General features: G+C 40.8%; 18 protein-coding genes. 12 read left to right on the top strand and 6 right to left on the bottom strand.

The genetic code is table 11. The features are described 5' to 3' along the window. Positions 1 to 420: 420 nt before the first annotated feature. The 3 genes from IM322_RS21045 to IM322_RS21035 all read right to left on the bottom strand — a co-directional run bounded on the left by IM322_RS21045 (position 421) and on the right by IM322_RS21035 (position 1703). On the bottom strand, positions 421 to 819 hold the full coding sequence (locus tag IM322_RS21045; RefSeq protein WP_287673230.1) for a helix-turn-helix domain-containing protein: 399 nt from the start codon (positions 817 to 819) through the stop codon (positions 421 to 423). Next, a complete protein-coding gene (locus IM322_RS21040) occupies positions 803 to 1102 on the bottom strand; it encodes a type II toxin-antitoxin system HigB family toxin (protein WP_287673228.1) in 300 nt (99 codons plus the stop codon). The genes IM322_RS21045 and IM322_RS21040 overlap by 17 nt, the downstream gene beginning before the upstream one ends. A 64-nt stretch (positions 1103 to 1166) precedes the next feature. After that, positions 1167 to 1703 carry a helix-turn-helix domain-containing protein gene (locus tag IM322_RS21035; protein WP_287673227.1) on the bottom strand — a complete coding sequence of 179 codons (537 nt, stop codon included), beginning with the start codon at positions 1701 to 1703 and terminating at the stop codon, positions 1167 to 1169. A gap of 131 nt (positions 1704 to 1834) precedes the next feature. Here IM322_RS21035 and IM322_RS21030 point away from each other — a divergent pair, with 131 nt between their 5' ends. Both IM322_RS21030 and IM322_RS21025 read left to right on the top strand, forming a co-directional pair. After that, entirely contained in the window at positions 1835 to 2659 is an 825-nt protein-coding gene (locus IM322_RS21030) for a PEP-CTERM sorting domain-containing protein (protein WP_287673225.1), read from the top strand. A gap of 491 nt (positions 2660 to 3150) precedes the next feature. Then, positions 3151 to 3345, top strand: coding sequence for a hypothetical protein (locus tag IM322_RS21025; protein WP_287078429.1), 195 nt, complete (start codon positions 3151 to 3153; stop codon positions 3343 to 3345). Between the two features lie 26 nt (positions 3346 to 3371). Here the strand turns inward: IM322_RS21025 and IM322_RS21020 are convergent, their stop codons facing one another. Beyond that, a complete protein-coding gene (locus IM322_RS21020; protein WP_287078428.1) occupies positions 3372 to 3788 on the bottom strand; it encodes a DUF1816 domain-containing protein in 417 nt (138 codons plus the stop codon). Positions 3789 to 4363: 575 nt separating this feature from the next. Between IM322_RS21020 and IM322_RS21010 the strand changes: the two genes are divergently transcribed. Beyond that, positions 4364 to 5470: a sensor histidine kinase gene (locus IM322_RS21010; protein WP_287673223.1), complete on the top strand. Its 1107-nt coding sequence runs from the start codon at positions 4364 to 4366 to the stop codon at positions 5468 to 5470. Between the two features lie 124 nt (positions 5471 to 5594). Here the strand turns inward: IM322_RS21010 and mutL are convergent, their stop codons facing one another. Further along, positions 5595 to 7247 carry a DNA mismatch repair endonuclease MutL gene (gene mutL, locus IM322_RS21005; protein WP_287673222.1) on the bottom strand — a complete coding sequence of 551 codons (1653 nt, stop codon included), beginning with the start codon at positions 7245 to 7247 and terminating at the stop codon, positions 5595 to 5597. A gap of 12 nt (positions 7248 to 7259) precedes the next feature. Continuing rightward, entirely contained in the window at positions 7260 to 7349 is a 90-nt protein-coding gene (locus IM322_RS23585) for an element excision factor XisI family protein (RefSeq protein WP_260324573.1), read from the bottom strand. On the opposite strand from IM322_RS23585, the gene IM322_RS21000 reads away from it, so the two are divergent. The 9 genes from IM322_RS21000 (at position 7318) to IM322_RS20960 (ending at position 15072) form a co-directional block, all read left to right on the top strand. After that, positions 7318 to 7479: a hypothetical protein gene (locus tag IM322_RS21000; protein WP_287673220.1), complete on the top strand. Its 162-nt coding sequence runs from the start codon at positions 7318 to 7320 to the stop codon at positions 7477 to 7479. The genes IM322_RS23585 and IM322_RS21000 overlap by 32 nt on opposite strands. A 337-nt stretch (positions 7480 to 7816) precedes the next feature. Further along, the gene (locus IM322_RS20995) at positions 7817 to 8041 is read left to right on the top strand and encodes a Calvin cycle protein CP12 (RefSeq protein WP_287673219.1); all 225 of its coding nucleotides are present in this window, start codon (positions 7817 to 7819) and stop codon (positions 8039 to 8041) included. A 175-nt stretch (positions 8042 to 8216) separates the two neighbouring features. After that, positions 8217 to 8807: a DUF3177 family protein gene (locus IM322_RS20990; RefSeq protein WP_287673218.1), complete on the top strand. Its 591-nt coding sequence runs from the start codon at positions 8217 to 8219 to the stop codon at positions 8805 to 8807. Positions 8808 to 8842: 35 nt separating this feature from the next. After that, positions 8843 to 9127 carry a DUF7734 family protein gene (locus IM322_RS20985; protein WP_286825785.1) on the top strand — a complete coding sequence of 95 codons (285 nt, stop codon included), beginning with the start codon at positions 8843 to 8845 and terminating at the stop codon, positions 9125 to 9127. A 229-nt stretch (positions 9128 to 9356) separates the two neighbouring features. After that, complete coding sequence (gene egtD, locus IM322_RS20980) at positions 9357 to 10367, top strand: L-histidine N(alpha)-methyltransferase (protein ID WP_287673231.1); 1011 nt, start codon at positions 9357 to 9359, stop codon at positions 10365 to 10367. A 40-nt stretch (positions 10368 to 10407) separates the two neighbouring features. Then, entirely contained in the window at positions 10408 to 11763 is a 1356-nt protein-coding gene (gene ovoA / locus IM322_RS20975; protein ID WP_287673217.1) for a 5-histidylcysteine sulfoxide synthase, read from the top strand. A 161-nt stretch (positions 11764 to 11924) separates the two neighbouring features. Beyond that, on the top strand, positions 11925 to 12359 hold the full coding sequence (locus IM322_RS20970) for a VOC family protein (protein WP_287673216.1): 435 nt from the start codon (positions 11925 to 11927) through the stop codon (positions 12357 to 12359). A gap of 135 nt (positions 12360 to 12494) precedes the next feature. After that, positions 12495 to 14273: a S8 family peptidase gene (locus IM322_RS20965; RefSeq protein ID WP_287673215.1), complete on the top strand. Its 1779-nt coding sequence runs from the start codon at positions 12495 to 12497 to the stop codon at positions 14271 to 14273. A 250-nt stretch (positions 14274 to 14523) separates the two neighbouring features. After that, the gene (locus IM322_RS20960) at positions 14524 to 15072 is read left to right on the top strand and encodes a response regulator (RefSeq protein ID WP_287673214.1); all 549 of its coding nucleotides are present in this window, start codon (positions 14524 to 14526) and stop codon (positions 15070 to 15072) included. Positions 15073 to 15483: the final 411 nt, after the last annotated feature.

Here is a 15483-nt window from a genome sequence, read left to right as displayed (position 1 = left end):
TTATTCTAACATATCCTGCACAAAACTGTCAAGGATTTAGTGGTGCTTCGTGTCACTGAGCCTGTCGAAGTGCTGTTCTATATTGGTCGGGTTTCATCCCGTCAGTCAAACTGAGGGTCTTCACCCGACATTTAAGATAAATTGGTAAGTCTAAAGTTAATAAGTTATCGGGAGTAGAAATTCTGCTCCTGATTTTTTTGGCGAGGAGATAATTAGGGTTGGCTGAAAAAGTTTTTCGTGGGGTCAGGGTGTGGGGTGTCGGGTGTCGGGTTTTACCCATTTTGAGGGGGTCAATTACCTAATTTTCGGGGAAAAAGTCCCGGAATTTTCCCCCCGCGCACTCCAATGGCTGGCACTTTTTGATGGGAAAAAAGTCTAAAAGTCTTATCGAACAAGGTTTTTATATTTATTCAGCAAACCCTACATAAACAACCTATAATCTACATGAAAGAAATGTCCTAATAATTTCGCCTGTTCTTGGCTAATTGACCCTTTTCCTACAATTAAACTAGAAGCAATTTTGTCAGAGCCAAGGATTCTGGCTATGTCTTTCTTGTTAAGGCCTTGCTGCTCCATCAAAAACAATAACATAGAATTAGGTGTGGTTGATTCTTGTAGATAAAAGCTTCTTTCAAAATTCTCAATTAAAAGAATTAGAAGCTGATAAAGTTCATCTTCTTCGGGAGTTCGATGCTGACTGTGCATCAATTCTTCGACAATAGCCAGAGCTTTTTCATTTTCTGCTTCTGTTCTGATAACTTTAGGTAAATGGCGAGCTAGTAATTCTTTGTATTTTTCTGGATTAAAAGTAGGGGTCATTTTTCCATTGCTCCTTATCGTATTCAGCGTGAGTTAAAACATACTTGATATAAATTAGCTGCTTCTGATAGTCGATACTGGTTATGAGGCGATAACTATTTCCTTTAATGTTAAAAACAGTAAAATTACCAACTGCTTCTGCTTGGGGAAATACCGCTTGAACCGCAACTAAATTATACCAAATCGCTTGACTGGCAATTTTATACCAATTCTCTAAAGCTATTCGGGAATCAGCGTGTTTATTCGTAAATTCTCGTAATCTTCGATAGCTGATGACGTGCATTTATAAAAACACACATAAATTATCTCTATTGTAAAAAAAGGTGGACAATACTCATTAAATCAAATTAAGGAATACATTTTTTAACTTGCTCAAGAGACAATCCCAACGTACTAGCAATTTGCTCGGCCGTCAAGTCAAGCTCAACTAAGTTTGGAATAATTTCTAGTTTTGCTTTTTGTCTTTCTCTTTCCAGAATCGTCAGGCTTTCTTTAACATAAGGTATAGCAGTTTCTTCTATTATTGATTCAATATTTTCTGTCTCATAACTTTGCGGAGAGTTAGCACAGAGGTTAATATTACTGATTTGAATTGGATTGCCGACAATTTGATATTGAGAGTTAGCATATCCCAGCCTCTCAATAGTAGCACGAAAATTAGACTTATTTAAATCTTCTCCTAAAGCTTCGGAAAGAATGCGCCACAGTTGATAAGCTTCATCTTTAGTATGCCCTGCCGAACAATGATATTCTTCAGAAATATGGGTATATTTTTTGCCATTAAGGACTCCCTTCAGAATCGCAACTTGCAGACTGTCAAGATGTTGTCCCGTTTGCGCGAAAACTAGGTCATCCACGTATTTCAACACCGCTTGTACGTCCATTGCCCTGTTGCTTCATAGTTATAACGCCCAGCCGTAATTATCCGCTATTATCCGCTTTTTGTCAAGATTATTAATAAAACTCCCGCCTTTAGCCGCCACAATCCGACTTTAGATTAGCTGAAATCAGGCTTATGCTTGAAGTAGAAATTGATGAGGCTAAAAGAATGGCTAATAAAATTACCACCATAACACTAGCTACTGGAGTTTTCCTCGGTTGTGCAGTCATTAAAACTCCCGTTGTAAATTCTGCTCCAACATTACTCGGACCAACTCCTTATCTTAGCTTTAATGATAGTCCATTTAAAAATGTTAGCTTTAGCTATTTTCACCTTGATAATTTTGAGGATGGTTCCCTGAATGTGCCAGGTGTTACAGCCTCTAGTGCTAGTGGCTTACCAGTTAGTGTGCCAGGTCCAGATTTTTATAGAGATTCTGTTGATATTGACGACGGAGTAATTGATGGAAACGGGCAACAAGGTCATGCTTTATATGAACAAGGCAATGGAATAATAGGAGGCTTTAAATTTAATTTCAATGTCAATATATTAGGAAACCTTCCTACTCATGTAGGTATTGTCTGGACAGATTCATATTCAAGCCTTGGCGGACCTCCAGAGACAGACCAAACACCACTAACGTTTCAAGGTTTTGATGCACAAGGAAATTCTTTAGGTACTATTGCACTTAGTCAGGGACAGATTGGCGATAACAGATTCGACGGAACAACAGTTGATGATCGCTTTTTTGGAGTTATCAATTTAGCAGGTATTTCAGCTATATCAATATCTCAGACTTTAATCGATGGAGGCTTTGAAGTAGATCACTTACAATATGGATTTTTTTCCCAATCTAGTCAACCTGTTTCTGAACCTTCTACTGTCTTTGGTTTATTAGGATTCGGTTTATTTGGACTAGGTGTATTCTGTAAGCGGACTGTTTCAGCTAATTGGATATAATAGATTCTCCCGATCTCCCGGGGAGCATCCCACTTTTGCAATAAGCAATTGTACTTAGATGCGAAATGCTTATATGGCAAGCCTTTTCGGGAGTTCATAGATTTTTAACGGTTCTCTAAATTGTGTGATTGGAACCAGAATCGTTATACTAAATCCGGTTATTAAAGACTGATTATTTATCCCCCCTTTTGCCTTTTGCATGAGTGCCTTTTGCCTGTCTTCATAAGTAGCCTATACTCAACGGATTTAGTCTGACTATAGTAGAACTTCTGCTGATCACCATAAGTGAGAGAAATTCACAAATATGAGATACACCCGATTGATAGTGAACACTCATTATATATTAATAAACATAAATAAATATGAAGTAATTTAAGTTTCAAGAAGAATGAACCCGATCTTTTTTACGATGGGGGTAAACCTAATTTTCAATTTCTCAGGTTGAAAGATGAATCCAGATTAAGCTATCTCAACGATAAGAGGACAAGCCAATGTTTGAAGATTTTACCTATATTACCGATGAGGCTTTTTTAGAGAATTATTGGTGGGAAGAACAAGTTATCTGTCCCCACTGCCAAGGCAAAGGAAGAATCCATCTAGAGACGGAGAATGAATCCGTCCCCTGTAAATTCTGTGAGGGTAAAGGCATTATTAAACGAAAACAAGAGGAAGCTAACTATTCCTAAAAATCTGTATAATTAGATACCATACATTAAAAATCTTCTTGAGTTAAAACCTCTGGCTGACATTGTTTAATTTCGCTGTTAATTCCCAGAGCCGATTCCGATTGTAGGTCTTCGATATAACCGGATTGATGGGATAAAGCTTCAGAAAAACTCTCGAAAGGACCGAAATAATAGAGACATTTCGGCTGACTGGTGGTGATCTCTACCCACCAGGGTTGAGGTGGTAAACTAGGCTTGATCGAGACAGTTTCGGGGTCAAGAGGCTTTATACTGAGAATCTTGGCCCCTTGGCGCAGGAGGCGCTGTGTTTCTTGACTCATGCGGCTTTTAGGTACTCGCAGGACTGTCCAGGAGAAGCGTTGAGGCAAAGAGCCAGAAGAACCCGAAAAAACAACTTCATAGAGAAATATTTGATTCTCTCCCTGATTATTAGCCTCTAGCATACAGAAAAGATTCTCTTTTAAGGGTAAGGGTTAAAAAAACAGACGCTACTTTGAGCAGATGACTCAAGCAAAATCATCTCCTAACAGAGTAGCGCATCTTGATACGATAGCATAGAGCGGCAAAAAGTTAGGTTTTGACCTACTCTCCCCTCACAGCATAGCTTGACGAGAGATTCTTCAACAAGAAGAACCCGATAGAGTTCTTTATGATGCTATAGCCGAATCTAGGTCCGTTATCTTAATGGTGAGGTACAAAGTTTTTGTTTTTTGGAGTCGGTGGTCGATGCCAAATCCTGTTATACTTCATATTTATGAGAAACACTGTCAATAGGGTTTGCGGCAAAAAGTTTTTCCTAGGGGTAGGGTGTGGCGTGTAGGGTGTGGGGTTTTCCCCATTTTTAGGTGGTCAATTACCTAATTTTCAGGGAAAAAGTCCCTAAATTTTCCCACCGAACAATCCAATGGCTGGCACTTTTTGATTTCAAAAAGACCAAAAAATATTATCCAACAAGGTTTTTAGATTTATGCAGCAATCTCTCAATAATATTGACAACAAATAGAGTTTTTAAACAAATATGCAGCCACCAAAATTAAGCTTAGGAACCAGATTATTTTTATCCCATCTCCTCGTTATGGTGGTGGGATTGAGTAGCTTTATTATCATTGCTAAATTATCTTCTCCGCGAATGTTTGTTTTGCGTTTGGAACAGTTAGAAAGGCAGGGATTTTTTACCGTGCGATCAGCGAGAACTTTCTTGGTTAGGGGTTTTGAGACAGCTTGGGATAGTAGTGCCATTTGGTCATTCATTGCGGGAGGAAGTACGGCTGGTTATCTGAGTTTTTTGGTTTCTCAACGCATTATGAAACCGGTAAAACAAATGAAACAAATCACTAAAAATTTTGCTGAAGGGGATTTATCGGCGCGAGTTCCAGAAAGCGAAATCCCAGAATTAAATCAATTAGCCATCAGTTTTAATCAGATGGCGATTAGTTTAGCCGATGTGGAAAAACGGCGCCAGGAATTAATCGGTGATCTTACCCACGAATTACGCACCCCTTTAACTGTGGTACGGGGATATTTAGAAGAATTAGCCGATGGTGCGATCGAACCTAATCCAGAACTTTATCAGAAATTAGTGAAAGAAACCCGCAGGTTAGAACGTTTAACCCACGATCTACAGGAGCTATCGCGAGCGGAATCTGGTTATCTCTCGATTAAACTGCAACCTGTTAATTTATTACCTTTGTTAAATTCTCTCATCGAAAAATTTGCCGATCAATTATTAGAAGATGGACCGACTTTACAGTTAGATTGTCCCCCCAATTTACCATCTGTCATGGCCGATCCCGATCGCCTCGAACAAATCTTAGTTAATCTGCTCGGTAATGCCATTCGTTACACCGATAATGGTGCAATTACCCTGCAAGTGACAAGGGACAAAAATCGCCTACAAATTGCCGTTATCGATACAGGAATTGGCATCGCAGCAGAGGATTTACCCTTTATTTTCGAGCGCTTTTGGCGGGCCGATCGTTCTCGTTCCCGTTATTCTGGGGGTAGTGGTATTGGTTTAGCGATTACCCGTCGTTTAGTGGAATTACACCAAAGTCAAATCGAGGTGGAAAGTGAATTAGGTAAAGGCAGCACTTTTCGTTTTTCCCTAGCAATATCGGCCAATTAAGCGATGGGGATTTTTCAGTGAACAGTGAACTGATAACTGATAACTGATAACTGATAACTGATAACTGATAACTGATAACTGATAACTGATAACTGATAACTGATAACTGATAACTGATAACTGATTAAATGCCGTGACTTTTGCCGATAACCCAATGACGACGGAAGAAGCGAGCAAGCGAGGTTTCTTCTAAGGATAAGTAAATCGGTCTTCCGTGGGGACAGGTGCGGGGATTACGGGTATTTTGCCAATCATCGAGTAAATTCTGCATTTCTTTTAAACTTAAAGCTGTACCGTTGCGGATAGCACTCCGGCAAGCGGTAGCAACCTGAGCGGTTTGTAAATCCCCCCCTAAACTTAATTCTAGTAAAGCATCAGCCCGATCCTCGCGTTCTTTTAGTAGAACAGGAATACTACGAACTGCCCAAGAGCGATCGCCAAAACTAGCAATTTCTAATCCTAAACGTTGTAATTGTTCGATTTGTCGAGTAGTTAACTGATTTAAGATGATCGGAGTATCTAACGGCACGATTTCCCAGTTATCCTCTAAACGTTCGTACAAAACCCGCTCATGGGCAATATGTTGTTCGACTAACCATAATCCGTTAGGATGTTCGGCAACTATGTAAGTTTGGTGAATTTGGGCTACTGCCTTTAATTCCAGCCGATTTTTCGGGTATTTCTCCCCTATTGTATAGGTGCTTTTTTCTTCGGCAGCCTTGAGAATTTGACTGACGCGCTGATTTTGCGCTTTTTCGGGTATATGTTCGGGATTTAGTCCTAACGCCTTGTCTATGGCTGAAATTATCTGTTCTTGCCAAAAAATGAGGTTATGCAGGTATATTTCCGCTTTGGCTGGGTGACGATTCCAATCGATCGAACGAGGGTTAAGATGTAGATGGAGAAAACAAACGGGATAGCGATCTTTAGGGACTGTGCGAGCGAAAGCTTCAAATATTGCCTGTTCTAACTCCGATGAGCGCACCATTCGCCCATTAACAGCAATTCTAACCCAATCTGGTTGATGGCGAGAAATGCGATCGGGCAAACCAATGACTAATTCAATTTGAGCAGATTCTGCGTCAGGAGTCGTTAAGTCAAGTTTTAGGGATGCTAAATCGTTAAAATGCAGAGATTTAACTAATTGGGGTAATATTTGACTGGCATCCTTACCCGGACTAATGCGTAACCAATCTTGATGATCTTGAAAAACCTGCCAAGTAATTTGGGGATGACAGAGAGCAAAATTATGAATTAAAGTCTGTATATCCTTTAATTGTTTGTTAATTGACGGTAAAGCTTGACGACGCACGGGAAAGTTACCAAAGAGATTCTCTACCGTGACGATAGTACCGATAGCTATAGGAATCGTTTCTAAATTACCCGGCTCGCCTTGGTGATTGTAAAGACAATAACAACCTAAATCATCGTCATGGCGACTGGCAACCCGCAGATGCGCCACCTGTGCGATACTGTGCAAAGCTTCACCACGAAATCCGAGACTGGTAATCTGCCAAAGATCGTCCCGTTGGCGGATTTTGCTGGTACTGTGGGCATAGCTACACAGTTGCAAATCTTCTCTAGACATTCCCCTGCCGTTATCCGATACTTGTATTCGCCAGTTTTGGGGAGATATATCGATGCTAATCCTATCTGCCCCCGCATCAATGGCATTTTCGACTAATTCTCGCACCACAGCGCCTAAAGAGTCGATTACCTCTCCTGCGGCAATTAAATCGATTACGTCTTGGGGTAAAACTTGTATGGGCAAGGTCATCAATTAATGGTTTTAGCCAAGGGCAAACTCGGTATATTGTCGCACATGGGGCCCATGGTAAGCTAAAACGATGTCTTGTTTGGGAACTCCCCTAGCTACCAATTTATCAGCGATCGCTGCTGCCGTCCTGCTGCACTCAGATTTTATTATTAATAATATCAACGTGAATTATACAGCCATAAATGCGCGTACTGCTGTCCCTGCAACCCAGGTAAAAGGTATAGGAGAGTAGGTGAGCGCCAAAGCACTGGAGCGGGGAAAAACAATCGATAACTTGGCAGTTAATCACACTATTAAAAACGGATTTGGTGTAAGACGGCCTAAATAAGTCGATATATGGTTCTGCTCGCTGTCTATGCCGGGGAGAAATCCCTCTGGCATTTCTCCAGTGCGGAATGTAGGCTAAAAATTGGCCCGGTCAGGAAATCTTGATGTTAAATTCGCCAAAAATTGCGCTAAGATCGGCTTAATAGAACAGGAAAGGCGATCGAGTGGGATAACCGATCCTGTGGCTTGAGAAGGTGACTGTATAATTGTTAAAGTGTCAATAGATCAATTCCAGAGGAATCATGAGCAATATCCAAGATAAAATTCAAGAAGAGCTAGAAAACGCCAGAACCGTCTGTAGTACGGAAGGTGCCACCTCTGGCGAATGCGCCGCCGCTTGGGATGCGGTGGAAGAATTACAAGCAGAAGCCGCTCACCAACGTCAGGACCACCCCCAAAAAACCTACTTCGAAAATTATTGTGATTCTAATCCCGATGCCGCCGAGTGTCGCATTTATGAAGATTAATGCAGTCAGGCAGCGGTTTTTTCTCTCCTCACAGTAGAATCCTAGCTTTAGGGCGATCTCAGCTATAAAGGGATCGCCCCTCGTTTTTTTGTTTGTTGGTCAAGCTGTGGCCGATTTTGGCTCCTGCGTCCGAAGACAGTAAAATATTGACAGTGTAATTATGTCTGAATAGTTTATGAATCAACTTTGGTTTCGTCCTCTCGTTTGGATAGATTATCGTTTAGCCGTCCTATTTACGGTGATTATTCCGGCAATTTTGTTAATTTGGTCTTTATTTGCAAAAATCGAATCATTACAAAAATTGTTTATTATCTATTGGCGAGTGGCTAGTCTTTTATTAATTACTGTATATTTAATGATCGCTTCCTGGCCGATTGGTTTTGTCACCAGTTTTTTAGCTAAGATTTTAATCCCGATTTCCCTCTGGTTTTGGGTGGATATTAACGATGAAATTAAAGATTTACCCTCCAGTCCAATTAAATTTGTCACCACTGCTTGGCGTTGGGCAGTAACGATTTATTGTCCTTTGGGTGCGATTTCTACCTTACCTTTTCTCTCCTGTGCTATGTCAGGGGAATTGCTAAATTCTCCCTATTGTCAAGTTTGGCAGGAAGCACCTTGGCAGTTTCGCGAGATTTTTCATTCAGAAGCTACCGCTAATGTTTTGGGCTTTTTTGGTTTAGTTGGTCTCTCTTTTTATACTCTCTATTTTGCCCATTTTCTTCTTATTCGCCTTGGCAAACAGGGACGTTCAGCTTTACAATAGTAGGTCTTTAGCTATCGATAATTAGCCATTTTTCTATGAATATTGGTAAACAACTCGAACAATACACCCTCAAAAATCCCCAAGAGGTTTTATTAGTGACTATTGCTGTGGATGGGGAGGAGGAAGAAATCTCTATTTTTAAAGGTTTTTCTAGTTCCCTTACCCGCAGCACCCCCTACGATCCCGATATTCCGATCATTCCTGAAACTGCTAGAGTTATTAAGATAGCTCGTCTTGCTAGTCCCTATCATCCCCTTAATCCTCGCTATATCCAAGAAAATCTTACCTTAGAGGAAATGCAATCTTTACTGATTAATTGAACCGATAATTTTGCTTGGATAATATCAGCACCCATCTCGATGGATTTAACAGCTTTTATTGACGATCCATAAACTTTGTCTATCTAGACAAGAGGTAAATTTTGCGGCGTTTTAGTGGTAAGATTACCAGGGAATGATAATCTCTGCCAGCATTCAAGCTGTCAAAGTGGATTTCATCCTCGGCATCGATCGAGAACAATCAAAAAACTTGAGAATAATCGGAGAATCTATGCAACTTAACCCACCGAACCAAGAACTATTACAAATTGAGTATTTAGCTACCTTTACCACCAGTCACAATATAGTTAAAGATGAGGGAAAAGATGTGATTGAAGGATTAACTAAAAACCCCAAAAGTTTACCATCTAAATATTTTTATGATCGGCAAGGTTCCCAACTTTTTGAAGCAATCTGTCAATTGCCAGAATACTATCCCACTAGGACAGAAGCGGCTATTATTCAAGAATATGCCCAAGAAATTGTCGCCTATACAGGAGCCTGCGAATTGATAGAATTAGGCAGTGGTAGTTCCACTAAAACTCGTCTGTTATTGGACGCTTATTATCAGCAGCAAAAATCCTCTAAATATGTACCTATCGATGTTAGTGAAACTATTCTCCAAGCTAGTGCCATAGAATTACAAAAAGAATATCCTAATTTACCCATTCAGGGGTTAATTGGAACCTATGAACAGGCCTTAGCCTATTATCAAAACGCTTCCGATAATACCAGAATGATTTTTTTCTTGGGAAGTTCGATCGGTAATTTTTCCGCCGATGAATGTGATAAATTCTTAGCAAAAATTACCACTGTCCTCAAAGCTGGAGATTATTTTTTATTAGGGATTGATCTCCAAAAACCATCGGCAATTTTAGAAGCAGCTTATAATGATGCACAAGGGGTGACAGCCGCTTTTAATTTAAATATGCTTTCCCATTTAAATTGGCGTTTTCAAGCTGATTTTAACCTAGATTTATTTAGTCATCAAGCTATCTATAATCAAGACAAATACCAAATTGAAATGTATTTAATTTCTCAAAAAACTCACCCTGTTCATCTTAAAAAAATCGATTTAACAGTTAATTTTCAAGCATCAGAAAGTATTTTGACAGAAATCTCGCGTAAATTTAACCTAGAAACTATGCAAAAAGACCTAGAATCAAAGGGATTAAAACCCCTTAGGGTTTTCACCGATCCTGAAAATTTATTCGGGTTAATTCTCTGTCAGTTATCCCTGTAAATAACGAAAACATTACCATCAGTAATAGAGGCATAAAAACATGGAAACTATTCAAGCACAGGCTCCTATATCTCTAAATAACTGTAGTCGAGAAAATCTACTGGACTATTTTGAAAATGCTTGGCAATTAGAAGATAGGCTGTTAAAAAGCATCATCAAAGAAGAAGCTTTTTATTGTAACCCTGACGATTTAAGAAATCCCCTCATTTTTTATTTAGGTCATGCTGCCGCTTTTTATCTTAATAAATTGCAGCTGGTTAACCTATTAAAAAAAAGCCCTAATCCTGACTACGAATTATTGTTTGGAGTGGGAGTAGATCCAGGAACTCCCGAAGAATTAAACTCTGCTATCGCCCATATTCAGTGGCCCGAGGTGGCTAAGGTTTGGGAATATCGGCAACAAGTCTATGAAATTGTGGTCGAAATAATTAAAAATATCCCCCTTAATCTTCCTATTCATCCTCAGCATTCTCTCTGGTCATTAATAATGGGAATTGAGCATCAGCGTGTTCACTTTGAAACATCTTCAATGTTACTCAGACAACTGCCCTTAGAGCGTCTGCAACGTCCTCAAGGGTGGCATTATGCCCCTTCTTTTGGTCAAGCTTATCCTAATCAAATGGTGGAGGTTTCTGGGGGAATAGTGGAAATTGGTAAACCCCAAGATTCTCCTATTTATGGTTGGGATAATGAGTATGGTTATCGGCAAGTTCAAGTTAACAATTTTCTGGTGAGTAAATATATGATTACCAACGGAGAATTTAAAGAATTTGTCGATAATGGTGGCTACGAAAATCCCAGTTATTGGGATGAGGAAGCTTGGCAATGGAAAAATCATTATCGAGTCAAATATCCTAAATTTTGGCTGGTAGATGAGCGAGGAAATTATCAATATCGAGCCATGTTTGATGCTCTCGATTTACCTCTTGATTGGCCGGTAGAAGTGAACTATTATGAAGTGATCGCCTACTGTCGTTTTCAAGGTCAAGGAATACGTTTAATGACGGAAGCTGAGTGGAATTTAGCCACCTATGGCAGTCAAAAAAATCGATGTTATACCCTAGAAAACGATAACTTTGAGGACTATAACCTCAATTTAAAATTCTGTTCTCCCACTCCCGTAGGAATGTTAAAAAATGCTGGCAATAACTCAGAAATTTATGATTTACGCGGTAACGTCTGGGAATGGCTAGAAGATGATTTTAATCCCTTAACTGACTTTCAACCCCATTACCTCTATGCTGACAATTCCACTCCTTTCTTTAATAGTCAACATAAAATGATGTTAGGAGGAGCTTGGGTGACTAACGGCACAGAAATCCTACCCTACTATCGCAATTGGTTTCGCCGGAATTTTTATCAACACGCTGGTTTTAGAATCGCACAAAGTCTTTAGGTGGGGTTTTATCGATTTTCAGGTGGTCAATTACCTAATTTTCAGGGAAAAAGTGCCGAAAATTTCCCCGCGATTACTCCAATTCAAGAAAAAATTCCTGTAACAGTTGCCCCTCGATCGCTACAATAGAACCTAGTAGAGCGCGGATAAAATCGATTACCATGAATCAACCTGCAATTTTTCATCTCGCTATTCCGATTACCGATGTGTCCAGTGCTAAAAGCTTTTACTGTGATGGTTTAGGTTGTTTAGCGGGAAGGGAAACCGAGAAAGCGATTATCTTAAATTTCTCCGGTCATCAGGTAGTCGCTCACGTCACCGAAATGCCTCTTACTCCCCAAAATAGCATTTATCCTCGCCATTTTGGTCTCATTCTCCCCGCTGCCAGCGATTGGGACAATCTTCTGGTCAAAGCACGGGTCAATCAACTAAAATTTTATCTAGAACCAAAAACTCGCTTTACTGGGGAGATAACCGAGCATAAAACCTTTTTCCTGGAGGATCCTTTCTATAATCTCTTGGAATTTAAACATTATCGCCACTACGAAGCTATTTTTGCCAGTCGGCAATTAACAGCGATCGGCGATCGAGCTTAAAATAAACAACAGGTGACTTTTTTGTAACCGGTTAGTCCTCTCCTCAATCGAGACAAAAATAGGGGAACTTCGCTCAGATTTTCTCATCAAAACTAAAAAAACCTTGGCTGGCAATGATCAATTCTTAGGAAATCTATGAAAAAACTTTTATTGTTAACCCTATTCATTATCGGTCTAGGATTTGCTCTCTTTAACTTTACTGGATTAGCAAATCGGGGCGAATATCAATCAATTTTGATCGACTTTAAAGACGATATCCCCGTCAGCGTCCTCGATGAGCAGTTAAATGCTATCAACAAAAAAGCGGGAAAACCCACCAGTTTAAATAGTATCTTTTCCATCGATGAACATCTTTACATTATCGATGGAGATAGCAAACTCCTGAAAAATCTCCGCAATTCCGACCTAAAAAAATACACCGAATCGATCGAACCCGATTATATTTATCATGCTTTTATCGCCCCCAATGACCCCGACTATAGCAAACAGTGGAACCTGAGGGGAATTAACATCGAACGCGCTTGGGAAGAAAATCACGGTGAAGGGATCACCGTCGCCGTTATTGATACAGGTGTATCAATAGTTCCCGATCTGCGAGAAACCGAGTTTGTCGAAGGCTACGACTTCGTCAACGATCGCGGCAATGCCGAGGACGATAACGGTCACGGAACCCATGTAGCGGGAACAATTGCCCAATCGACCAATAATAACTACGGGGTGGCCGGCATCGCCTACAAAGCCAAAATTATGCCCCTCAAGGTGCTTTCCGGGACGGGTGGGGGAACCGTGGGAGATATTGCCGAAGCGATCCGTTTTGCCGTCGATAATAAAGCCGATGTCATCAATATGAGTTTAGGGGGTGGAGGCGAAACCCAAGTAATGAAAGAGGCGATCGAATATGCCTATAGTAAAGGTGTGGTAATCGTCGCCGCTGCCGGTAATGCCGATGATAATTCCGCCGCCTATCCCGCCCGTTTTCCGCACGTTATCGGCGTTTCTGCGGTAGATGCCTCCGGAAATAAAGCCCCCTATTCTAATTTCGGGGCCGGAATCGATATTGCTGCCCCAGGCGGCTCCGATACGGGTAAAATTATCCAAGAAACCATCGATCCGGCTAAGGGGGGGGAACCGGCGTTCCTCGGTTTTCAGGGAACCAGCATGGCGGCCCCTCACGTTGCCGGGGTGGTAGCTTTAATCAAGGCTGCGGGAATTAAAGAACCCAATGCAGTTTTAGAGGTTTTGCAGCAGTCGGCCCGTAAGATCAATGATGATCCCTTTAATCATTTTGGGGCCGGACAATTAGACGCGGGCAATGCCCTACAATTGGCCCTGAAAGGACAGATTACTTTCCGGGATTTTTGGCGTTGGTTGCGCGATAACGGTTATCTCAATCCCCGTTTCTGGATTGATGGCGGCGCGGTGGCGGTTTTGCCCAAAATGGCCATGGTTTTGGGTTCTTATCTTCTTGCTTGGTGGCTGAGAAGTTATTTTCCCTTCTCCTGGAACGGATTTTTGAATGCTGGTCTAATTTTTGGCAGTTCTGGCTTATTTTTCCTCAGAGGTCTTTATATCTTCGATTTACCCCAATGGCCTTTCCGAGTGATGGGGAGTTCTCTTTCCGACCTAGGAGGTGTTATTCAGGGAAGTTCTGCCCTTAATCCGCTTTTTGCCAGTGTTATCCTGCCCTTTGTCCTGATTGCTCTGCTTTTGAGTCATCCCCAAGCAAAATGGTTAGCGGTGGGGGTATCTTTAGCTATGGCGGTGACTTTAGGTATCAGTGCTGTTATCCATCCTACTCTGATCTGGTTAGGTTCCGGTACGATCGCTCAGGCATTTTTGGGACTAAATGCGCTTTTATGTCTCGGTTTAGGTTATTTAGCCCTCAAAAGTGCTAGTTCATCCCGATACGCTTAAACAGGGGTTACAATGGGACAATAAGGGTGATTTACCGATAAAAACCTCTTTGGTTTTGGTATCTTCCTTTGGTTTTGCATTGAGTTCTCCTACAACAGCAGCCTCGGACATTAACCGAGGTTTTTTCTTTATGATGTATGTTAGTTTCTAAGGGTTTTTTGGTAATCTCCAATCCCTATGGCGAAAGTTTCCCCTAATACCCCCTCGAATCATCCAGCTTATCTATTGTCTCTTTTCTAAGGTGTCTATCGTGTCAAATCATAAAATTCTCGTTATCGATGACAGTAAAGTGATCAGGATGCACGTTCGCGATATGTTACCAGAGGGTAACTTTGAATTTCTCGAAGCTAAAGACGGATTAGAGGGTTATAATCTCATCCGTACCGAAAACCCGAATTTGATTATTTTGGACTTCCTTCTCCCGAAAATGAGCGGTTGGGAGGTGTTTCAGCAAATCCAAACCGAAGATAATCTCAAAAGTATCCCCCTAGTGTTAATGTCGGGACGGAAAGAGGAGGTAGTAGAGAAAATCCCCGAACCTTTCCAGCATTTTGCCTTTATTGAGAAGCCTTTCGACCAAAAACAATTGGTACAAGCGATTAAAGAAGCGATGGCTAAGGCCAAACAATATTCCCCCAAACCAAAAGTTTTTAGCCCGAAACTAGAGCAACTCACCGGGGATTATAGCACCGATATTCAGACTCTCCAGTCCCAAATTGCCCAAATGCAAACAGAAATGGAAACTATGAAGAAACAAATGTCTCAAATAGTGGCTTTTATTAAGAAAAAACTGGACTAGAACTATTCATCCCGATTTTTGATGACTTGGGCAAGCAGTTATCCTTATCCGGCGGTGCCAATCTCTGGCTAATCTCCTATCCCTTTTAAACAGGATTTAGGATAATATGAAGTAGTCTTTATTTGGTGAGTGACTAATACTAAATCCGTTGAGTATAGGCTACTTATGAGGATAGGCACTCATGCAAGAGGCACTCATGCAAAAGGAGGAATAGATAATCAGTCTTTAATAACTGGATTTAGTATAAGTTATTAGTTAACTGATAACTAATTAGGGTCTGCTGAATAAATCTAAAAACCTTGTTGGGTAAGACTTTTAGACTTTTTGTCAATCAAAAAGTACCAGGCATGGGAGTGATCAGGGGGAAAATTCAGGTACTTTTTCCCTGAAAATTAGGTAGTTGACCACCTG

This window comes from Microcystis sp. M109S1 (assembly GCF_020247025.1).
Lineage (GTDB): Bacteria > Cyanobacteriota > Cyanobacteriia > Cyanobacteriales > Microcystaceae > Microcystis.
Note: the sequence above shows the minus strand (reverse complement) of the source record. Positions and strands in the feature narration are given on the sequence as shown.